General features: G+C 43.5%; 20 protein-coding genes. 7 read left to right on the top strand and 13 right to left on the bottom strand.

The window, feature by feature from the left end; all coding sequences use genetic code 11:
• Window positions 1-2 precede the first annotated feature (2 nt).
• Complete coding sequence (gene lipA / locus AB6C75_RS00550; RefSeq protein ID WP_372106382.1) at window positions 3-968, top strand: lipoyl synthase; 966 nt, start codon at window positions 3-5, stop codon at window positions 966-968.
• A gap of 154 nt (window positions 969-1122) precedes the next feature.
• Here lipA and AB6C75_RS00545 read toward each other — a convergent pair whose 3' ends face one another.
• The 3 genes from AB6C75_RS00545 to AB6C75_RS00535 all read right to left on the bottom strand — a co-directional run bounded on the left by AB6C75_RS00545 (window position 1123) and on the right by AB6C75_RS00535 (window position 4111).
• Window positions 1123-2484, bottom strand: coding sequence for a sodium-dependent transporter (locus AB6C75_RS00545; protein WP_372106380.1), 1362 nt, complete (start codon window positions 2482-2484; stop codon window positions 1123-1125).
• A gap of 288 nt (window positions 2485-2772) precedes the next feature.
• Entirely contained in the window at window positions 2773-3549 is a 777-nt protein-coding gene (locus tag AB6C75_RS00540) for a YggN family protein (protein WP_032500839.1), read from the bottom strand.
• A gap of 88 nt (window positions 3550-3637) precedes the next feature.
• Entirely contained in the window at window positions 3638-4111 is a 474-nt protein-coding gene (locus AB6C75_RS00535) for a GreA/GreB family elongation factor (protein WP_009848382.1), read from the bottom strand.
• 145 nt (window positions 4112-4256) lie between these two features.
• On the opposite strand from AB6C75_RS00535, the gene AB6C75_RS00530 reads away from it, so the two are divergent.
• A complete protein-coding gene (locus tag AB6C75_RS00530) occupies window positions 4257-6191 on the top strand; it encodes an ATP-dependent DNA helicase RecQ (protein ID WP_372106377.1) in 1935 nt (644 codons plus the stop codon).
• A 113-nt stretch (window positions 6192-6304) separates the two neighbouring features.
• On the opposite strand, the gene dinB is transcribed toward AB6C75_RS00530, so the two are convergent.
• Window positions 6305-7381, bottom strand: a complete 1077-nt coding sequence (dinB, locus tag AB6C75_RS00525) for a DNA polymerase IV (protein WP_371702529.1) — start codon at window positions 7379-7381, stop codon at window positions 6305-6307.
• Between the two features lie 163 nt (window positions 7382-7544).
• On the opposite strand from dinB, the gene AB6C75_RS00520 reads away from it, so the two are divergent.
• Window positions 7545-8783: a response regulator gene (locus tag AB6C75_RS00520; protein WP_372106375.1), complete on the top strand. Its 1239-nt coding sequence runs from the start codon at window positions 7545-7547 to the stop codon at window positions 8781-8783.
• Window positions 8784-8916: 133 nt separating this feature from the next.
• On the opposite strand, the gene nqrM is transcribed toward AB6C75_RS00520, so the two are convergent.
• The 9 genes from nqrM to bolA form a co-directional block, all read right to left on the bottom strand.
• A complete protein-coding gene (gene nqrM, locus AB6C75_RS00515) occupies window positions 8917-9171 on the bottom strand; it encodes a (Na+)-NQR maturation NqrM (protein WP_009848378.1) in 255 nt (84 codons plus the stop codon).
• A 16-nt stretch (window positions 9172-9187) separates the two neighbouring features.
• Window positions 9188-10192: an FAD:protein FMN transferase gene (locus tag AB6C75_RS00510; protein WP_009848377.1), complete on the bottom strand. Its 1005-nt coding sequence runs from the start codon at window positions 10190-10192 to the stop codon at window positions 9188-9190.
• A 174-nt stretch (window positions 10193-10366) separates the two neighbouring features.
• Complete coding sequence (nqrF, locus tag AB6C75_RS00505) at window positions 10367-11593, bottom strand: NADH:ubiquinone reductase (Na(+)-transporting) subunit F (RefSeq protein WP_009848376.1); 1227 nt, start codon at window positions 11591-11593, stop codon at window positions 10367-10369.
• Window positions 11594-11622: 29 nt separating this feature from the next.
• Window positions 11623-12219: an NADH:ubiquinone reductase (Na(+)-transporting) subunit E gene (gene nqrE / locus AB6C75_RS00500; RefSeq protein ID WP_009848375.1), complete on the bottom strand. Its 597-nt coding sequence runs from the start codon at window positions 12217-12219 to the stop codon at window positions 11623-11625.
• A gap of 7 nt (window positions 12220-12226) precedes the next feature.
• Window positions 12227-12859: an NADH:ubiquinone reductase (Na(+)-transporting) subunit D gene (locus AB6C75_RS00495; protein WP_004735210.1), complete on the bottom strand. Its 633-nt coding sequence runs from the start codon at window positions 12857-12859 to the stop codon at window positions 12227-12229.
• Window positions 12859-13626 carry a Na(+)-translocating NADH-quinone reductase subunit C gene (locus AB6C75_RS00490; protein ID WP_017098020.1) on the bottom strand — a complete coding sequence of 256 codons (768 nt, stop codon included), beginning with the start codon at window positions 13624-13626 and terminating at the stop codon, window positions 12859-12861. The genes AB6C75_RS00495 and AB6C75_RS00490 overlap by 1 nt, the downstream gene beginning before the upstream one ends.
• Window positions 13616-14860, bottom strand: a complete 1245-nt coding sequence (locus AB6C75_RS00485) for an NADH:ubiquinone reductase (Na(+)-transporting) subunit B (protein ID WP_122054171.1) — start codon at window positions 14858-14860, stop codon at window positions 13616-13618. Before AB6C75_RS00485 ends, AB6C75_RS00490 begins: the two co-directional genes overlap by 11 nt.
• 5 nt (window positions 14861-14865) lie before the next feature.
• Entirely contained in the window at window positions 14866-16206 is a 1341-nt protein-coding gene (locus AB6C75_RS00480) for a Na(+)-translocating NADH-quinone reductase subunit A (RefSeq protein WP_009848371.1), read from the bottom strand.
• A gap of 519 nt (window positions 16207-16725) precedes the next feature.
• A complete protein-coding gene (bolA, locus tag AB6C75_RS00475; RefSeq protein ID WP_009848370.1) occupies window positions 16726-17034 on the bottom strand; it encodes a transcriptional regulator BolA in 309 nt (102 codons plus the stop codon).
• Window positions 17035-17208: 174 nt separating this feature from the next.
• Here bolA and AB6C75_RS00470 point away from each other — a divergent pair, with 174 nt between their 5' ends.
• The 4 genes from AB6C75_RS00470 to AB6C75_RS00455 all read left to right on the top strand — a co-directional run bounded on the left by AB6C75_RS00470 (window position 17209) and on the right by AB6C75_RS00455 (window position 20954).
• Window positions 17209-18360 (top strand): methyltransferase, encoded by a 1152-nt coding sequence (locus AB6C75_RS00470; RefSeq protein WP_372106372.1) that lies wholly within the window; start codon window positions 17209-17211, stop codon window positions 18358-18360.
• 66 nt (window positions 18361-18426) lie between these two features.
• A complete protein-coding gene (locus AB6C75_RS00465; protein ID WP_009848368.1) occupies window positions 18427-18996 on the top strand; it encodes a YajG family lipoprotein in 570 nt (189 codons plus the stop codon).
• Window positions 18996-19544 (top strand): peptidylprolyl isomerase, encoded by a 549-nt coding sequence (locus AB6C75_RS00460; protein WP_009848367.1) that lies wholly within the window; start codon window positions 18996-18998, stop codon window positions 19542-19544. Before AB6C75_RS00465 ends, AB6C75_RS00460 begins: the two co-directional genes overlap by 1 nt.
• Window positions 19545-19595: 51 nt before the next feature.
• Entirely contained in the window at window positions 19596-20954 is a 1359-nt protein-coding gene (locus AB6C75_RS00455; protein WP_012603364.1) for an AmpG family muropeptide MFS transporter, read from the top strand.
• Window positions 20955-20994: the final 40 nt, after the last annotated feature.

Below are 20994 nucleotides of genomic sequence, written 5' to 3'. Positions count from 1 at the left end.
TCATGAGCAAACCAATCCAAATGGAAAAAGGCGTTAAATATCGTGACGCTGACAAAATGGCATTAATTCCCGTAAAGAATATGCCTGCTGAACAGAAAGAAGTTTTACGTAAGCCTGCATGGATGAAGATTAAACTTCCTTCAGACAGCCATCGTATTCAAGAAATCAAATCTGCAATGCGCAAAAACAACCTGCACTCAGTTTGTGAAGAAGCGTCTTGCCCTAACCTAGCTGAGTGTTTTAACCACGGCACGGCAACGTTTATGATTCTTGGCGCTATCTGTACTCGTCGCTGCCCGTTCTGTGATGTTGCCCATGGTCGACCGAATGCTCCAGAAGCCGAAGAGCCGAAGAAACTGGCTAAGACGATTAAAGACATGAAACTGAAGTACGTTGTAATCACTTCAGTAGACCGTGATGACTTACGTGATGGCGGTGCTCAACACTTTGCTGATTGTAACCGTGAAATTCGCGAGCAAAACCCAAACATTCGTATCGAAACACTGGTTCCGGACTTCCGTGGTCGTATGGACGTTGCGCTTGAACTAATGAAAGACAACCCACCAGATGTTTTCAACCACAACCTAGAGACAGCGCCGCGTCTATACCGTAAAGCGCGTCCAGGTGCGAACTACAAGTGGTCTCTTGATCTGTTAAGAAAATTCAAAGAGCAGCATCCAAGCATCCCAACCAAATCAGGTGTGATGATGGGCCTTGGTGAGACGAAAGAAGAGATCGTTCAAGTATTGAAAGATCTTCGTGAACATGGTGTAACGATGCTGACTCTAGGCCAATACCTAGCACCAAGCCGTCACCACTTGCCAGTTGAACGCTACGTGCCGCCTTCTGAGTTTGGTGAGTTGAAAGAGATTGCTCTAGAGCTAGGCTTCACTCACGCAGCATGTGGTCCGTTTGTACGTTCTTCTTACCATGCAGACTTGCAAGCACAAGGTATGGAAATTAAGTAATCACGATTGCTTAACGAACAATACAAAGGCGCTGAATTTTATGTTCAGCGCCTTTTTTCTATCGAACAAGCTTGTTCGATACAAAAACAACAAAGCCACTCATTAAGAGTGGCCTTGAACTGCAAGTCTAATCATCTAGATGTTAAATGGTCTACTAGCCAAAAGATGCCCAGATAACCGTTGCGACTAAAATTGGGCACACGAACTTCACATACATTGGCCAAACCTTACCAAACCAACCAAGTTGAAAGTCAGGACAACCTTGCTCAAGCTCTTTCACTTTTGACGCTCGGCTCCATACCCAACCACCAAACACACAGAACATCAGTGCAGCGACTGGTTGAAGGTACTGAGTCGCAATCATCGCTACCATGCCAAACATCGCAGCAAAGTTGTAAACAATCACCACACTGAACAATGCGATAGCACCACCAATTACCCAACTTGTTGGCGTTCGTCTAGTCTTGAAACGCTCACTAACAAGAGCGACAGGGGCTTCCAACATTGAAATCGATGAAGTAAGTGCAGCAATCGTTAGTAATAAGAAGAATACAATTGCGAAGACCTGACCCAGCATACCTAAGCTATCAAACATCAAAGGCAGAACCGTAAATACTAGGGTATCAGAGCTCAGTAATGAGCCATCTTCAGCATAGATTTGAACACCTTTTTGCATCGCAACAAACATCGCAGGCATCACGACTAAACCCGCAATAAAAGCAACCGCGGTATCAACTAAGGTAACGTTCATTGCCATTTTTGGCAGGTTCTCTTTCTTACTTAAGTAAGAGCCATAAACCAACATCGAGCAACCGCCAATAGTGAGCGAGAAGAAGCCCTGTCCCATTGCCGCCAGAATCAGTTTTCTATCCCACACTTTCTCAAAGTCTGGAACAAGGTAATGTTTTAGGCCTTCCATCGCGCCAGATTGCGTCATGATGTAAACAAACAATAAGCCAAATAACACAAATAGCGCAGGCATCAAACGGGTCGACCATTTCTCGATCCCCTGCTTAACACCGCCCTGAACAATCAAGATAGTCAGTACATAGAATGCGACGGTACCAAAAACATTGCGCTCAACACTGAAGTCTTTAAACCAATCAGCAGCAGCCTCTAGACCAATCAGGTCAGCGACAGCACCAATTAGGAAGCAGATCAACCAACCACCGACAATGCTATAAAACGCTAGCACTGCACTTGGAACACTCAACCCAATCCAACCGACAAATTCACCGACTTTCTTGCCTAACGGGTTTGTAGTCAAAGAACGCATGCTATCGACAGGGTTTGCTTGGCCATGTCGACCAATAGCCATCTCAACCACTAGCATAGGGAAAGCAACCACGAAAATCATAATTAGGTAAACAAGCAGAAAAGCACCACCGCCGTTACTGGCGACTTGGGTTGGGAAACCCCAAATATTACCTAAGCCAACAGCTGCACCCGCCGCTGCTAAAATAAAACCCAAACGAGAGCTAAAGTACTCTCTTGAAGAGGAAGATTGTTGGTCCATATTGCCCGCATTAAAAATCAGTGAACTAGTTGAGAAGTACAGTAATCAAAAGCAATGATAGGTACAACTAATAAATGAGCAATCTTCTGATTTTTACAACAAACACACTATTTAGAACCATTAAATTAACAAATAACTGGTCTTATCGTTTACCAAAAAGCAGTAAAGCAAGGTTCAGGACTAGACAAATCATGGATTTAATTGAGATGAATACTCGTCGTATTGTTCAATTTATACGAACAAAAAGAGCACCAAATGGTGCTCTTGTGACTTATAGTTAGATTCAGATTAGATCGTGAAGACTTGATAGTCTTTTAGGTTCGGAATGATTTCATGCAGCTGTTGCTCTTGTTCTGCCATCTCATCAAGAGAATCACAGAACTCATTCGCTTCCTCTTGCACTTGTTGAGAGTGTTCTTTCATGCGCTCTTCAACTTTAAGCTTTAATGCAGCCATGCTGTCAGCCAATTCAGTAAGATTTAAGCCACCATCTTGTTTCATTTTTTCTGACATCGCATTAAAAGCGCTAGAGATAAATTCTTGGTTAAAGATCTCCTTAGCCTTCTCGAAATCTTCAGACCAACCATTGGCCATCGAATCAAAACTGTCTGCTGGTAAAACTAACTCGCCATCTTTGTAGTAACGAGCTTCCAGTTCAGCAAAGTAGGTTTTCATTGACTCTTTTACATTATCAAATGATTCCGGTGAATCTAGGCTAGCAGCAATGTCATCAATAACATCATTCGCTAACGCTAAACCATCGTTAGCCATTTGTTTCGCTCTTGGTAAGTACTCACTCATTTTTTCGCGGTATTTCTCAATCGCCGCTTGTTGGTCGGCATCAAGCTCAACCTTCTCACCATGGATATATAAGTCGTTGTTACCATCAAAAACGGCAGTATCACCATTCACTTGATGGATTTCGACTTTCTGGTCATCGATTCGCAATTCATTTTTCAAATCAACTCGACACTGAGCAGCAAAAGTTGGCAGGCTCACAACAGAGATTACCGCTGTTAACGATGCGATTAATACACTGTTCTTCATAAACATTTTGTTTTTCATAACATCCTCTCATCAATCTGACAGATTACTATACCCTTGGTATATGCTTCTTTGTCAGAGAAACGTTTTATATATATCCGTTACTCAGTTAGTCGATAGATATTACTTCATAGCAAAACTGTTTATCTGCGACCTTAAACTCAATCTCATCACCGACTTCTTTCCCCATTAGAGCCTGACCAAAAGGTGCATTTTCCGTCACGATAGCAACTTCATTGTTATTCCACGTAACAGAAAGCCCACCTACTCTCGGCCCCATGAAAAAGTGTTTATATTGATCATGCTCGTCAATGACCACAACATAGCTGCTCACTGTAATCTTCTCACTATCACGCAGCACTAAGTTACGATAACACTGAATGTCACCTTCACACTCTTGCACTCTTACGGCTTGACCGTGAGCAAGATACGAAGCTTCTAGTGCCAATGTATCGTACTTATGCTCAGGCACTGTCTCTTCATCGGTCGCCGCATCAATAGCGCGTTGAGTAGCAGATTGTGCGATACGTAATCGGGATTCAAGTTGCTCTATGATTATTTGGCGAAGCTCAGACTTATTCATACTATTGGGGTGCTTTTCTATAGGAGCTACAGAATAGAATTAGGTACAATCAGGTGCAAGACATTTGATTCATCAAGCGACGCAATCATCAATAGGCGCCCGCTTTAACATCAATACGACACTTAATAACTCAGGTAGAACATAAATGATTGAGCAGAAGCTAAAACAAGTATTCGGATTCGACTCACTGCGTAATGGGCAAAAGCAAGTCATTGATAATGTTCTATCTGGTCACTCGACTGCCGCTATATTCCCAACAGGCTCAGGCAAGTCGCTTTGCTACCAATTGCCAGCATTAGAGTTGCCGCACTTAACCTTAGTGATATCACCATTGTTAGCCTTAATGAAAGACCAGCTCAGCTTCTTACACAGTAAGGGAATAAGCGCGGCTGCAATCGAATCAAGCCAAGACAGACAAACCACACAACAGGTGATGCAATCCGTGCGTAACGGGGACACCAAAATCCTAATGATCTCTGTTGAGCGCTTGAAGAATGAACGCTTTCGTCAGTTTATCTCCCAAGTTCCCATCTCTATGCTCGTAGTTGATGAAGCACACTGTATATCAGAATGGGGACACAACTTCAGACCAGACTACCTGAAGCTTCCCCAATACCAAAAGCAGCTCAATATTCCACAAGTACTGCTACTGACAGCTACTGCAACGACATCGGTTATCCAAGATATGAAGTCGAAGTTTGAAATTGATGAGGAACGCGTAGTGGTTACGGGTTTCTATCGTCAAAACCTCGACCTGTCGATTCAACCTTGCGAACAAACCAGCAAACTAGAAACCTTGTGCAATGTTGTTAACCAAGCTTCTCTCGATCCGACTATTGTTTATGTCACCCTTCAACAGACAGCAGAGATGGTGGCTCAGCAACTCCGTAATGCTGGCGTTAATGCCGTGGCTTACCATGCCGGTCTTAAGCCTGAAAACAGAGATGCAATTCAACATCAATTCATGAATGATGAAGTGAGCTGTATCGTGGCAACCATTGCTTTTGGTATGGGCGTGGATAAGTCCAACATTCGCCGAGTGATTCACTTTGACTTACCAAAATCGATAGAGAACTACTCACAAGAGATCGGCAGAGCAGGCAGAGATGGGCAAGCGTCTGAATGTATTCTTCTCGCCAACAAATATGGTCTAAGTACACTAGAGAACTTCGTCTTTGGCGACACGCCAGACAACATATCAATTCAAACGGTCTTAAAAGAAATATACGAAAACCAAAACATTGCGGCTTCTGGCGCAAACCAATGGGAAATCATGCTCAACCAACTATCGCGTGAGTCCAACATTCGTCAGTTACCACTAAAAACGCTATTGGTGTATCTTGAAATTGAAGGCGTGATTGAGCCTAAATACAGCTACTTTGCTGACTACAAATTTAAATTCATACGAACTAAGCAGCAGATCACCGAGCAATTCCAAAGCGAACGTCGCCATTTTGTAGAAGCAATTTTCCAATGCTCTCCTCAGGCCAGAGTTTGGTGCCAAGTCGATTTCGATGCACTTTGGACTCACTTTCAAGCAGATCGTCAGCGTGTGATTGCGGCTATCGATTACTTCAATGAACAAGGCTGGATTGAGTTGGAAAGTAAGCAGATCACAGATGTGTATGCGATCCACAATACGTCTGAAGATATGATGCAATTATCAGAACGTTTAACTGAGTTGTTTAAGGCAAAAGAGAACAGTGAAATAAACCGCCTTAACCAAATGCTGAGCTTCTTTGAGGCTGATACCTGCCTAAGCTCTCGCCTTGCGAGTTACTTCGCCGATGATAAAGCGCCAGCCAAGTGTGGTCACTGCTCAGTATGTCGCGGTCAAGTAGCAATATTACCAACCGTTGATGTTGAAGCAGTTGACGACGAGACCGTGATGACATGGATTCATGAATTTGTATCTAAGAGTCAACAATTGATCACAGACGAAGCCATTACTCGTTTTCTATGCGGAATCGCAACTCCACTTTCAACCAAGCTTAAAGCCAGCAAAATGGTTGGATACGGGAAGCTAGAGCAACAACCATTCAGTGATACGCTAGCGCGAGTTAAACAACTTCCTAGATAAGGCATCTTACGTATTGATATAGAAACTGACTAGACTACCAAGTCTAGTCGGTGCTTCTCAATACCATCTATTTTGACGCCCCTCTATTCGGATTCCCCTCTAAACTAGACAGCCTAAAAGAAACTCAACTGACGCATCTGGTCTTTGGGTTGTAGCATTACGCTTAAACCAAGCAGGCGTATTTCTCGCCCTTGCTGCCTTTTAAGTATCTCACTCAACAGTTCTTTAAAGTGCTCTAGATCGAGAGAGGCGTGTATGTGCTCAATAGTGGTTTGCTGGAAGTCGGCAAACTTGAGCTTAATGCCCTGCTTGATGATCGCTTTACTTGGGCTAGCTTTCTCTAGACGTGCTTCAAGCTCAGGAAAAAGCTTGTCTTCAATTACCTGCCAACATTCTGCGTAAGTAGAAATATTCTGAGTAAAAGTTCGCTCCACGCCTACCGATTTTCGTTCACGCTCAATAATAACTTCTCTGTCATCAATACCATGGCTGCGCTTCCAGAGTGATGCACCTTGACGGCCAAACCTGAGCAATAGATCTCGATAGTCAGATTCCTTAATGTCCTTACAAGTAAAGAAGCCAGCTTGATGGAGCTTTTCAATACTGACCTTGCCAACGCCTGGGATTTTTTCGAGTGGCAATTCATCTATCACTGATTGTACGTCTTGTGGAGGTATTACAAACTGACCATTGGGCTTATTCAGATCCGAGGCCACCTTCGCCAAAAATTTAATCGGCGCAATACCAGCAGAAGCGGTCAGGTTAAGTTCATTCCAGATATCGCGACGAATTGCTTCGGCAATCAGTGTTGCCGAGCCACGACACAGCGTCGAATCCGTGACATCAAGAAAAGCTTCATCTAAAGACAGAGGTTCAATGATGGATGTATATCGAGAAAAAATCTCGCGAATCTTTTTCGATATCTCGACGTAGACCGACATCCTCCCAGGAACAACCAACAGATTGGGACAAAGCTGCAGCGCCTTTCCCGTCGGCATTGCAGAACGAATACCAAACTTGCGAGCTTCGTAATTACAGGTACTCAAAACGCCACGCTGCTTTTCATGCCCCCCAACTGCAAGTGGTCGATTTCGGTAAGCAGGATTATCTCTCATTTCAACAGCTGCGTAAAAACAGTCCATATCAACGTGGATTATCTTTCTTACTTTCTCTTCACTCGCACTACACATCTAGGAATAACCCAACCTTACAACTGTATTTATAAACAGTATAATCAATTATTCTCAGATTTAAAATGATCTGGAGCCCAGCTAAATAGCTTTAACTTCATTAGCCACTTACTATTCTGATAGTATTGTTAGAGAGTATTTAACCTATAAGTAGGGATAACTTTTGAGTGATAAAATACTAGTAGTCGAAGATAGTCGTGCATTCAGAAACTACCTGTACCAGCAATTTAAAAATGATGGCTATGAGGTTGCGCTGGCTGAATCAGTGGCTGAAGCTAAAGCTATCTTAGAACAAGATACGGATTTCTTGTGCGCGGTGCTCGATTACTGCTTACCCGATGGCCAAGATGGCGAGATCATTGATTTGGTACTCGGCTATCAACAAAAAATCATAGTCCTAACCGGCATGTTCAACAACACACTTCGAGAACAAGTACTCGCGAAGGGTGTGATTGATTACATCCTCAAAGACAGCATGTCATCAGTCAGTTATTTGCTTCCTCTGGTTAATCGAATCTCAAATAACCGATATCATAAAGCCTTGGTTGTTGATGATTCTGCTGTGGTTCGTCGATATGTAGTGCAACTTCTTGAGCACCAATATATTCAAACGATTCAAGCGGAAGATGGCGAACAAGCACTAGAGCTTCTCCAAAACGACCCCGACATCACTTTCGTCGTTACCGATCATGACATGCCAAACAAAGATGGCATTTCGATGACCCGTGACATTCGAGTACACCATGATCGCAATCAGCTCGCTATTCTTGGGCTATCTGGCAGTGACGACCGAACCATGACAGCTCGTTTCCTTAAGGCTGGTGCCAACGATTTCCTTTACAAGCCATTTAACCAAGAAGAGTTTTTCTGCCGTATTCATCAACTACTCGACATGAAAGAGGCCACCAATGAACTATTTCGTCATGCAAATGAGGATGCTCTGACCGGGCTTTGGAACCGTCGTTATCTATTCAACCAAACATGTAAAGGCTGCGAACATCGCAGCATCGCCATGATGGATATAGACTTCTTTAAAAAGGTGAATGATACCTACGGTCATGATGGTGGCGATGCGGTACTCATTGAAGTCGGAAATATCATCAAAAATCATTTTAAAGATGATGTCGCCGTTCGTTTCGGCGGTGAAGAGTTCTGCATTCAATCATGCCGACCATTTGAAGAATTTGTCGACACGCTAGAGTCAATGAGGATTGCGATACAAAACCAAGAAGTTATTCATGACTCACAACGGATTAAAGTCAGCATGAGTATCGGGTTAAGCGACTTAGTTGGCAGTTTGGATGAGCAAATAAAAGCCGCGGACGAACTACTTTATACTGCAAAAGAACAAGGTAGGAACCAACTGGTCTTTGCGCGCAATAACATGCAAATCGACCACTAGAAATTCGTTTTTGTTTCCGTTTTTAGCATTCCAAAATAGACAGTTCACTCAAACAAAAAAAGCTCAAGACGATAATCTTGAGCTTCTTATTCTAAGGGCATAGACAACTCTATTCCCCTATGACTGTCACCAATTAAGCGATACGGTCTTTACTCCAAGCCGCTTCTTTTTGTTGACGTTCTGCCAGTTTCTCTTCACGGTATGCTTCACGTGCTTCACGTTTTTTACGCGCATCACAAGGTTCAGGGCAGTTACATACTTTATCAATACCAACAGCACCTAAGCCACCACAGCTACCTTTCACAACTTTCTTTTGGATAATATAGCCAATTGACATCGCTGCGATTACTGCAAGAAAAACACCAAATGTAATCAGAAATGTATTCATAATTATCTCGCTTACCTTATTTACCTAAGTATGGCTTAAATGCTTCTGAAGCAATTTCTTTAAAGCCATCAGCTGTTTTTACCACCATGAACACTGGGATGTTATGTTGGTTTGCGACTTCCAGTCCTTTTTCTTCACCTAAGACCATAAGGCCAGTAGATAAACCGTCTGCAGTCATTGAAGACGGGTTTAAAACAGTCACTGAAACCACTTTGTGATGAAGCGGCTTACCTGTTTCTGGGTTGATGATGTGTGAATAACGAACACCATCACGCTCAAAATAGTTTCGGTAGTCGCCAGACGTTGCGATCGCCATATCACCAGGCTCGATGATCTCTTGAATGTTGCGCTCGTCAACACTTGGCTTCTCGATGGCGATACGCCAACCCACACTTTCACGGTTTAAGCCCTTCAAACGGATTTCACCGCCCACTTCTACCATGTAGTTATGAATGCCAATTGAATCGAGGTAGTCAGCAACGACATCCACGCCCCAACCTTTTGCGATAGTCGAAAGGTCAACATACAAGTTAGGCAAATCTTTGCTTAGCTTATTACCTTCAACGCTTAAGTGGTGAATACCAATCTTAGCCTTACGAGCCGCAAGCTCTTCGTCTGATGGAACCACTTCAGGACGTGCTTCTGGACCAAAACCCCACAAGTTAACTAATGGACCAACCGTCACATCCAACGCACCTTCAGTAAGACCGTTCAAACGAATCGCTTCTTTCACAACGATAGCGGTTTGTTCAGATACTTCGAATGCGTCCGCACCTTTGTGTTGGTTGAAACGGCTCAGCTCTGAATCTTCACGGTAAGTCGACATTTGATCATTAACTTCTTCAAGTAGACGATCGATCTCGGTATGAACTTCTTTAGACTCAGGAAATTCATCGCCATTGATGTACTTAATGTTATAACTGGTCCCCATTGTCGGACCACTTAAATGTACTTGCTCTCTTGCCTGCTCACAGCCCGCAAGAAAAATCAAAGAAGTTAATGCAACAAGCCAAATTCTCACTTGCTTACTCCTGTCTAATGTTGAGGATTTATATAAGGAAAAATAAGAGTGAAAAATAGGTATTTTAAATGCCTTACTCTTTCTTATATAAGCCAGTTTGTTGTCACGAGTAGTCTTAGAAAAACAAATGGCTGACTCGTAAGAGTCAGCCATAATATCAATCACTTAAATGGATTAACCACCGAAGTCATCTAGTAGGATGTTTTCATCTTCTACACCAAGATCTTTCAGCATGCCGATCACAGCCGCGTTCATCATTGGTGGACCACACATGTAATACTCACAGTCTTCAGGAGCTTCGTGATCCTTCAGGTAGTTTTCGTACAATACGTTGTGGATGAAACCAGTGTAACCGTCCCAGTTGTCCTCAGGTTGAGGATCAGACAGAGCACAATGCCACACGAAGTTTTCGTTTGCAGCCGCTAGGCCGTCGAAGTCTTCAATGTAGAACATCTCACGCTTAGAACGTGCACCGTACCAGTAAGACATCTTACGAGTAGAGTTAAGACGCTTAAGTTGGTCGAAGATATGTGAACGCATTGGCGCCATACCTGCACCACCACCGATGAATACCATTTCATTGTCTGTGTCTTTAGCAAAGAACTCACCAAATGGACCAGAAATAGTACATTTGTCGCCTTCTTTAAGAGACCAGATGTATGAAGACATCACACCAGGAGCTACGTCAGGGTTATTTGGCGGCGGAGTTGCGATACGCACGTTAAGCTTGATGATGCCTTTCTCTTCTGGGTATGAAGCCATAGAGTAAGCACGGATCGAATGCTCTTTAACGATAGACTCGTAACGGAACAAGTTGAACTTATCCCAGTCACCACGGTATTCCTCAGGAATATCGTAATCTGCGTATTTCACGTGATGTGGTTCAGCTTCAATCTGAATGTAACCACCCGCGCGGAACGGAACTTCTTCACCTTCAGGGATAGCTAGAGCCAATTCTTTGATGAAAGTAGCTTCGTTATCGTTAGAGATAACAGTACATTCCCACTTCTTCACACCAAAGATATCTTCGTCTAGTTCAATCTCCATGTCAGTTTTCATAGCAACTTGACATGCAAGACGTTCGCCTTCGCGAGCTTCACCTTTTGTGATGTGGTCAAGTTCAGTTGGAAGGATGTCGCCACCACCAGACTTAACTTTTACACGACACTGACCACAAGAGCCACCGCCACCACAAGCAGAAGATACGAAGATACCAGCGCCAGCTAGGGCACCAAGTAGCTTGCTACCAGGCTGAGTAACGATCGCCTTTTCAGGGTCGCCGTTTACAGCAATAGTGATGTCACCTGATGGTACTAGCTTAGACTTAGCGAAAAGAATCACTAGTACTAGAGCCAATACAATAATGGTAAACATCGCTACGCCAAGAATAATGCTTTGCATTTGTTATTCCTTATTACTGGGTGCTTACCCTACAGTTGAACACCAGAGAAAGACATAAAGCCTAACGCCATCAGACCAACAGTAATGAACGTGATACCAAGGCCACGAAGACCTGGAGGTACGTCAGAGTACTTCATCTTCTCACGGATACCCGCAAGAGCAACGATAGCTAACATCCAACCCACACCAGAACCGAAGCCGTAAACAACAGATTCAGCAAAGTTGTAGTCACGAGTTACCATGAAAGATACACCACCAAAGATTGCACAGTTAACTGTGATCAGTGGAAGGAAGATACCTAGTGCGTTGTACAAAGGTGGGAAGAAACGGTCTAAAACCATCTCTAGGATTTGTACAAGTGCCGCGATAACACCGATGAATGCGATGAAGTTAAGGAAACTTAAATCGACACCTTCAACAAGCGCGTTTTCTTTCAGGATGTGTGTGTAAACAAGGTTGTTTACAGGAACAGCGATTGTAAGTACTACAACTACCGCAACACCAAGACCAAAAGAAGTTTTAACTTTCTTAGAAACCGCTAGGAATGTACACATACCTAGGAAGAAAGAAAGCGCCATGTTTTCGATGAAAATCGATTTAACTAGCAGACTAATATAATGTTCCATGACTACCTTACCCCTTCGCTTCTACTTGTTCTGGTTTGAACACACGAATTGCCCAAATCAAGAAACCAATTAGGAAGAATGCTGAAGGTGCTAGAAGCATCAAGCCGTTTGGCTGATACCAACCACCGTTGCTCACTAGAGGTAGTACTTCCATACCAAATAGTTTGCCAGAGCCTAGAAGCTCACGGAAGAAACCAACAGTGATAAGAACGAAACCGTAACCAAGACCGTTACCAAGACCGTCGATAAACGATGGGATTGGCGCAGACTTCATTGCGAATGCTTCAGCACGACCCATTACAATACAGTTAGTAATGATTAGGCCAACGAATACAGATAGCTGCTTAGAGATATCGTATAGGTATGCTTTAAGCACTTGGTCTACCACGATTACTAATGATGCGATAATTGCCATCTGAACGATGATACGCACACTGTTAGGAATGTGGTTACGGATTAAAGAAACGAAGAAGTTAGACAGAGCAGTAACGAACATTACCGCGATAGTCATAACAAATGCTGTTTCTAGCTTAGTGGTTACTGCAAGAGCAGAACACACACCAAGAACCTGTAGCGCGATTGGGTTGTTATCCAACACAGGCGCTAAGATGCTCTTTTTAATTTCTTTTGCACTAGACATTAGTTCAGACCTCCGTCACGAACTTTTGCTAGGAACGGACCAAAGCCCATATCACCTAACCAGAAGTCAAATGTATGTTGAACACCAACGCTAGTCAGTGTTGCACCAGAAAGGCCATCTACACCGTGCTCAGAACCTTGAGGAGCGCCACCTTTAACAACCTGAATAGCAGGTTTGTGGTTTTCGTCGAATAATTTCTTACCAACGAATTGAGCGCGCCAAGTTGGGTTCTCAACTTCACCACCAAGTCCAGGAGTTTCACCTTGCTCGTAGTAAGTGATACCAGAAACTGTGTTGCCATCAGTTTCTACCGCAACGAATGCGTACATCATTGACCAAAGGCCGTTACCGTGAACAGGGATGATAACTTTAGAAGTCTCAGCGCCATCTTTCACTAGGTATACAGTACCCGTGTTAGCACGACGAATGATCTTAGCGATGTCATCTTCAGCTGAAAGCTTGATTGACTGAGCTGGATCTTTTGCCGCTTTACGTTGGTCGTATGCAGCAGCATCGCCGTCAACGAAATCGCCAGTAGCGAAATCAACTAGACGAGGTTCGATGTTCTCTGCGTAGAGTGCTGGGATATCACCTGCAAGCTCAATACCCGCAACTTCAAGGATCTTAGTTTGCTGATCCAGAACTGCGTTAGCTTGCTGCTTAGGTTTAAGAACAACTGCAGCTGTTGAAACGATGATTGAGCACACTAGGCTCAATGCGATAACAACAAACAGCGTCTTTTTAATGCTATCGTTATTACTTGCCATAGCGCGCTAGTCTCCGCTTAATGTTCTTCTCGATTACAACGTGGTCAAACAGAGGAGCAAATAGGTTTGCGAATAGAATCGCAAGCATCATGCCTTCTGGGTATGCAGGGTTAACTACACGAATCATTACACACATTGCGCCGATTAGGATGCCGTACCACCACTTACCTTTGTTGGTAAATGAAGCTGATACTGGGTCAGTCGCCATGAAGAACATACCGAATGCGAAGCCACCTAGAACTAGGTGCCAATGCCAAGGCATGCTGAACATTGCGTTAGTATCAGAACCGATCACGTTGAACAGCGTAGACACAGCAATCATACCGATCATTACACCAGCAATGATGCGCCATGAAGCGATACGCATGTAAACGATCATCGCTGCACCAATCATAAGTGCTAGAGTTGATACTTCACCGATAGAACCTGGGATGTTACCAATGAATGCGTCCATCCAAGTGATTGCTTCACCTGATGTCACGTTCATTAGTGCGCTACCGCCGCCTTGAGCCCATTGGCTAAGAGCAGTTGCACCAGAGAAACCATCTGCAGCAGTCCAAACTACGTCACCTGAAATCTGTGCAGGGTATGCAAAGAATAGGAACGCACGGCCAGCAAGTGCAGGGTTCAGGAAGTTACGACCCGTACCACCGAAGATCTCTTTCGCCACAACAACACCGAAGGTAATACCTAGTGCTGCTTGCCATAGAGGAAGCGTTGGCGGAACGATAAGCGCAAATAAGATAGAAGTAACAAAGAAACCTTCGTTTACTTCGTGCTTACGCACCATACAGAACAGAACTTCCCAGAAACCACCGACGATGAATACCGTTGCGTAGATAGGTAGGAAGTATGTCGCACCAAGTAGCATCTTGCTGCCAACACCAGCATCGGGCCCTAAGGAGGCTCCAAGCATTTCGGTTAGCCAGTAGTGCCAGTTACCATCGATAACAGAAACTAATTCAGCGCCTGCGTACATATGGTTAAGTGCAGCGATAGCTTGGCCACCCGCGTTGTACATACCCCAGAACATTGCTGGGAATACCGCGAACCAAACCATGATCATGATACGTTTTAAATCAACGCTATCACGAACGTGTGAGCTTTTCTTTGTGATAAGACCTGGCGTGTAGAACACTGTCGCTGCTGCTTCGTAAAGCGCAAACCACTTCTCGTGTTTACCACCTGGCTCAAAATGATGCTCGATGTCTTCAAGAAACTTTTTAAGGCCCATGAAAATTACCCTTCCTTCTCAATCGTATCTAGGCATTCACGAAGTAGTTGACCGTACTCGTACTTACCTGGACATACAAAGGTACACAATGCTACATCTTCTTCGTCTAGTTCTAGCGCACCAAGTGCTTGAGCACTATCAATGTCGCCTGCACATAGATCACGAAGCAGCAATGTAGGTTCCATATCTAGAGGCATTACGCGCTCGTAGTTACCAATTGGAACCATTGAGCGGTCACTACCGTTTGTCGTCGTTGTCATGTTGAACAACTGACCTTTAAACAGGTGACCAAGGAATGAACGAGTAACAGAGAACTTGTTCTTACCAGGCATAGCCCAGCCGAATAGCTCTTTATCACGACCTTCACGTAGAACAGAAACTTGCTGATGGTAACGACCAAGGAAAGCATGTGGACCGGTTGCTTCAGTACCCGTAAGTACAGAACCAGAAATCACACGAACTTCGCCTGGCATTAACTCGCTGTCTGTCAACTCTTCAAGGCTAGCACCAATTTGAGTACGAACTAGACGTGGGTTATTCACCACTGGACCAGCCAGAGAAACAACACGCTCAGAGTAAATCTCACCAGTAAGGAAAAGCTTACCGAATGCGATAACATCTTGGTAGTTAATGCTCCACGCTACATTTTGTGCATTTACCGGATATAGGTAATGCATATGCGTGCCTGCAAGACCTGCAGGGTGTGGGCCATCAAAAACATGTTCTTCAACGTTAGACTGAGCTGAACGAGGTAAGCTAGTACCTTTTTTACAAACGTACACTTTACCGTTAGTCAGAGTTGAAAGAAGATCTAAACCAGCAACGAAAGCATCAGACTGCTCGTTAATGATTAATTCTGGCTCAGCTGCTAGCGGATTAGTATCCATAGCAGTAACGAAAATAGCCTGAGTTTCAGAATCAACTGCTGGAACCTTGCTGAACGGACGAGTTCGCAAAGCGGTCCATGCGCCAGACTCAACTAACTGAGTTTTAACCGTTTCACGGTCAAGACTTACTAGTTGGTTAGCTTCATAGCTATTGAACGTGATTTGCTCATTGCCTGCTACTTCAATCACTACTGATTGAAGAACACGCTTAGCACCACGGTTCACTTCAATAACTTTACCGCTTGCTGGAGAAGTAAATACAACACCTGGGTTCTTTTTATCTGCAAAAAGAACTTGGCCTTTCTTCACTTCATCACCAACGCGAGCATGCATCGTAGGACGCATACCAACGTACTCTTCGCCAAGCAAGGCGACTTTAGTGATGGACTTACCATCATTAATCACCTGGGATGGAGTTCCTGCGATAGGAAGATCCAAACCCTTCTTTATTGTAATCATACGCACTTGCACTACTTTATCGGGAAAAAGATTCTTTTAATTGCGTAAATTCGGGACGTTTTAAAATCGCCCTTAGACACGACATTACAGTGTCCGGTTTTGGTAAATTAGAGATACCAAAATCGCAACATTACATTAATAAACTCATCACAAAGATTATGTGAGATTTATCAGGTGCCGTATTCTAGCATTTTTTGACAACTTGATGCCATGACCAATAACTTGAATACGGCCTTAATTTGGTGAGATTTGAAGCATATGGACTCTCAAATATGTATAAATTTGACGAGCCGCACAGATAAAATGGCTTTTGAATCGTGTTTTAAACAAGAGATTAATACTCTGTCACAAACTAATATTTTACGAGTTATGTTGAAACACTGTTAATAAAAACATTACTCATTGTGGGTATTTAAAGACGCCTAATTTGACATCAATTTGAGTGATATAAACCCTAAAAACACATCAGCCTGGCGATAAATAAGGCAGCGTCGCCACCTCTTCTATCAGTTAGTTTTATTACTTACCACCGCCCATACACATAGGGCTGTCTGGCACGTTATCGAGTTGCTTCATCCATTCATCTTTTGTATAAGTGTGAATAGATAGTGCGTGAATATTATTCGCTAGCTCTTCTGAAAGTGCTTTATTTACCGCTCGATGACGACCAATAAGGCGCAAGCCTTCAAACGCATCGCTGACAACAATCACTTTAAAATGACTCTCAGAACCAGCCGGAACATTGTGCATGTAGCTCTCATTGACCACGTTTAAATGACTTGGTGAAAACTCATTGTGCAATTTTGTTTCGATAACTTCTTGGATCATTATGATTCCTTAATAACGTATTGGCATTATCTGTGGGGGAAGTATAAACCCTAACTGGTCGACTGTCTGAGTATTTCATAACGAACGACTTAGGTTTGGTTGAGTTTTTTCTATCTTGTTCAGGCTGCATTTGAGACAATATCTTTGTTATTTCTTACATAAGTATCTCAAGCTATGAAAACCGAACTTACTCTTCTCGATAGAACTTTGACCTTACATCGTTTCCCCAACCGTTCAAATGAAACCCTTCAAGCTTGGGATGCGGGCGACGAATACATTATTAGTCACGTTGAAGAGATGAATCTTGAACCTGGCAAACACATCCTGATCATGAACGATAGCTTTGGTGCCCTGTCGGCATGGTTCTCTAAAGATCATGAGGTCACCATGATGAGCGACTCGTTTATCTCTCATCGCGGTGCGCTAAAAAACTTGCAGCGCAATCAAAGTAACCGTGTGAACTTCCTGAATACGATGGATGATATCCCACACGGTATCGACCTTGTGATCATGCAACTACCGAAAACAAACCGTCATCTAGTATGGCAATTGAGCCAACTACGCCAAGCGTTGCCAGAAGGCTGCCAAGTCATCGGTGTAAACAAAGTAAAAGACATCCACACATCTACACTTAATATTTTCGAAAAATACCTAGGCGAAACCAAAACTTCTCTAGCGAAGAAGAAACATCGCTTGGTTATCTCTTCACCAAATTGTCAGCCGATTCAAACGGTCGAGCCTTTTGTTGAATGGGATGTAGACGGTGAAGATATTCGCCTGAAAAATTTACCGAACGTTTACTCAGGCGAGGCACTCGATCAAGGCGCTCGCTATATGCTAGAGCACATCCCTCAAGATCCTGAACTGCGTCATATTATCGACCTAGGTTGTGGCAACGGTGTATTGAGTGTAAAAGCTGGGCAATTAAACCCACAAGCGCGTATCACCTGTGTTGATGAAAGCTTTATGGCAGTGGAATCAGCGCGCCAAAATATTAAGGATAACCTTGGCGAAGAAGGTAATTTCCAGTTCATCGCCAATAACTGTTTAGATGGTTTTAAGAAAAACAGCACTTACTTAGTTATGTGTAACCCTCCGTTCCACCAACAACAAGCGATTACAGATCACATTGCATGGCAAATGTTCTGTGATGCAAAGCATGTTCTTAGCAACGGAGGCAAATTAATTGTTATTGGTAACCGACACCTCGGATACGATGTCAAACTAGCAAGACTATTTGGTGAAGCAAACGTTGAAACGCTTGAACTAAACCAGAAATTTGAGATATTACAAGCAACAAGAGAACCTGCGAATTTTAATAAATAAGCAGAAACGACGTCACAAGAATTTAAGATACCGAGCTCCTGGTGTGAATTTAGAAAGGATAAAGGAATGAAAAAACTGATTTTGGCTGCTTCTATTTTGGCTTTGACAGCATGTTCAGCCCCTCAGCAAGAACAGATCAACGTAATGCCAGAAGCTTCACTAAGCTCAAGCAACCTTGTACAAGGCAAAACATACACACTAACCAGTAAAGATGTTCGTGCCGCTCAATATGTTGCATTGGTTGATAGTGGCCGTTCAAACATTCAGCCAATTCACGCTAAGCAAAACATGCGTATTTCTCTAGAAAACGCTATTGCTCAACAATTGGAGTCTCAAGGTTTTCGTGCAAGCGTTAACAGTGAAAACTCAATTGTTTTAGAGATTCAAGAAGCGCTTGTTACCGTCAAGCACACCATCATGGAAAACCAAATGGATGGTAAAGTAACTCTTGAAGTAACCGCTGAAACGCCTGAAGGCAAGCTAGTTAAGACATTCAATGGTACAGCAACTCGCACAGGTGCATTAAGTGCATCAAATGACGATATCGCAATGGTACTAAACGATGTTATCGACTTAGTTCTTAAAGAGATTGCCAATGACCAAGAGCTGCAAACTTACATGAAGGAACGTTTCTAATGGGGCGCATTCTATCTTCTATCGCATTGATGCTGGTGAGCGTGAGCGTTTGGGCTGGTCCTAAAGTGAACGTAGAAACAACATTAGGCGGCTTCACTATCGAGCTAAACCAAGAGCAAGCACCGGTTAGTGTTGATAACTTTCTGAAATATGTTGCTGACGGTAGCTACGAAGGCACTCAGTTTCACCGTGTGATCCCGGGCTTTATGGCTCAGGGTGGTGGCTTCGATCAAGATATGAAGCAATTAGCAACTTATGCGCCTATCAAAAATGAAGGCAGCAATGGCCTGAAGAATGATACTGCAACGATCGCAATGGCTCGCACCAATGCACCAGATTCTGCAACTCGCCAGTTCTTCATTAACTTTGCAGACAACGATTTCTTAAACGCGAAAGGCGGTAATCCTGGTTACGCTGTGTTTGGTAAAGTAACCGATGGTTTTGACGTTGTTCAGAAGATGGCAACAATTCCAACCAAGCGAATGGGCCGCATGTCAGACATTCCTGTCGACCCAATCGTCATCACTAAAGTGACCCTTCTTAAGTAATCCAATGTAACGCCCTTATTCTTAAGGGCGTTTTCTATACAAGGACGCCCCATGTCATCAGGCACCCCCTCTCTTTCTTGGATGCAAACTTTCCGCAGCTACTTAGACAAACGTCTACTTTGGGTGTTTATGCTCGGTTGTTCGAGTGGCTTCCCATGGGTTCTGATTGGATCCAACATGTCTGGTTGGCTAAAAGATGCCGGTTTAACTCGTGCTGCGATCGGTTATTTCGGCAGTGTGTTTGCTGTCTATGCTATTAACTTTTTATGGGCACCGTTGGTAGACCGAGTCAAACTGCCAGTTTTACACGCGATATTAGGCCAACGACGCAGTTGGATATTCTTGTGCCAAAGCTTGGTATTGATCTGTACCCTGTTCATTGCTGGAGTAAACCCAGCCAATGACTTGATGTTCACCTCTATGCTTGCTCTCGGAATAGCTATCGCCTCAGCAACTCAAGATGTCGCAATAGATGCCTTCCGTATTGATTCATTTCCAAAATCGGAAGCATCAAAGTTGCCACAAGCATCCGCAATGGCCGTGATGGGATGGTGGACTGGCTATTCTCTTCCAGGTTATCTTGCTTTTATCAATGCTGACTCAATCGGTTGGAATGGTGTGTATTACGGCATGGCTGGTGTAGTTGTCGTGTTAATGCTGTTTACTCTTTTTGTCGGAGAACCCAATACACAACGTGAAGCATTACAAGAGCAAGCACAACAACGTCACAACAGAGTTGTGGGTTCAAAAGTCGTCGCTTGGTTCAGCGTTACAGTGCTAGAACCGTTTTATGATTTCTTCAAACGAAACGGAGTTCAAGTTGCCATCACCCTTCTACTGTTTGTGTTCCTATTTAAGATAGGTGAAGCCTTCTTGGGTAGAATGTCTATCACCTTCTATAAAGAGATAGGCTTTAGCAATGAACAGATTGGCCACTATTCTAAGTTAATCGGTTGGGGCGCGACGATATTCTTCACCTTGCTCGGCAGTATCTTCAATGTGAAATTCGGTATTGTACGCGGACTAATGATTGGTGGCATCGCAATGGCAGCCAGCAACCTAATGTTTGCGTGGATTGCTCAGGCAGGCCCTAGTGAAACTCTGTTCTTGGCAACTATCATTGTCGACAACTTCACAACCGCCTTTTCGACGGTAGCATTTGTCTCTTTCTTAACCTTACTGACTGGTCAAGCTTTCTCAGCGACGCAATATGCCTTATTAGCATCCTTAGGCAATTTCGGTAGAACAACACTGGCTTCATTCAGTGGCGAGCTCGTCGATTACCTAAATGATTGGTCAACCTTCTTTATACTGACGTCATTAATGGTGATTCCAAGTTTGATCATGCTCTATTCGCTACGCCACTTTTTCACTGATTTATTAGAAAAAGCGAAAAACAACCACGAATAAAAGAAAAAGAAAGCAAAAGAGAAGAGGGGAGCATTGAGCT

This window comes from Vibrio sp. 10N.237.312.B06 (assembly GCF_041464685.1).
Taxonomy (GTDB): domain Bacteria; phylum Pseudomonadota; class Gammaproteobacteria; order Enterobacterales; family Vibrionaceae; genus Vibrio; species Vibrio tasmaniensis_A.
The sequence above is the reverse complement of the archived record's forward strand: the minus strand, read 5'-3'. Positions and strand labels throughout refer to the sequence as shown.

Bases quoted from the DNA above. Each gene is read 5' to 3' on its own strand.
- AB6C75_RS00480 (WP_009848371.1), bottom strand. From the start codon at position 16,206: ATGATTACAATAAAGAAGGGTTTGGATCTTCCTATCGCAGGAACTCCA.
- nqrF (WP_009848376.1), bottom strand. From the start codon at position 11,593: ATGCAAAGCATTATTCTTGGCGTAGCGATGTTTACCATTATTGTATTG.
- AB6C75_RS00485 (WP_122054171.1), bottom strand. From the start codon at position 14,860: ATGGGCCTTAAAAAGTTTCTTGAAGACATCGAGCATCATTTTGAGCCA.
- AB6C75_RS00495 (WP_004735210.1), bottom strand. From the start codon at position 12,859: ATGTCTAGTGCAAAAGAAATTAAAAAGAGCATCTTAGCGCCTGTGTTG.
- dinB (WP_371702529.1), bottom strand. From the start codon at position 7,381: ATGTGTAGTGCGAGTGAAGAGAAAGTAAGAAAGATAATCCACGTTGAT.
- AB6C75_RS00455 (WP_012603364.1), top strand. From the start codon at position 19,596: ATGTCATCAGGCACCCCCTCTCTTTCTTGGATGCAAACTTTCCGCAGC.
- AB6C75_RS00470 (WP_372106372.1), top strand. From the start codon at position 17,209: ATGAAAACCGAACTTACTCTTCTCGATAGAACTTTGACCTTACATCGT.
- AB6C75_RS00460 (WP_009848367.1), top strand. From the start codon at position 18,996: ATGGGGCGCATTCTATCTTCTATCGCATTGATGCTGGTGAGCGTGAGC.
- AB6C75_RS00540 (WP_032500839.1), bottom strand. From the start codon at position 3,549: ATGAAAAACAAAATGTTTATGAAGAACAGTGTATTAATCGCATCGTTA.
- AB6C75_RS00465 (WP_009848368.1), top strand. From the start codon at position 18,427: ATGAAAAAACTGATTTTGGCTGCTTCTATTTTGGCTTTGACAGCATGT.
- nqrM (WP_009848378.1), bottom strand. From the start codon at position 9,171: ATGAATACATTTCTGATTACATTTGGTGTTTTTCTTGCAGTAATCGCA.
- nqrE (WP_009848375.1), bottom strand. From the start codon at position 12,219: ATGGAACATTATATTAGTCTGCTAGTTAAATCGATTTTCATCGAAAAC.
- lipA (WP_372106382.1), top strand. From the start codon at position 3: ATGAGCAAACCAATCCAAATGGAAAAAGGCGTTAAATATCGTGACGCT.
- AB6C75_RS00530 (WP_372106377.1), top strand. From the start codon at position 4,257: ATGATTGAGCAGAAGCTAAAACAAGTATTCGGATTCGACTCACTGCGT.
- bolA (WP_009848370.1), bottom strand. From the start codon at position 17,034: ATGATCCAAGAAGTTATCGAAACAAAATTGCACAATGAGTTTTCACCA.
- AB6C75_RS00490 (WP_017098020.1), bottom strand. From the start codon at position 13,626: ATGGCAAGTAATAACGATAGCATTAAAAAGACGCTGTTTGTTGTTATC.
- AB6C75_RS00545 (WP_372106380.1), bottom strand. From the start codon at position 2,484: ATGGACCAACAATCTTCCTCTTCAAGAGAGTACTTTAGCTCTCGTTTG.
- AB6C75_RS00535 (WP_009848382.1), bottom strand. From the start codon at position 4,111: ATGAATAAGTCTGAGCTTCGCCAAATAATCATAGAGCAACTTGAATCC.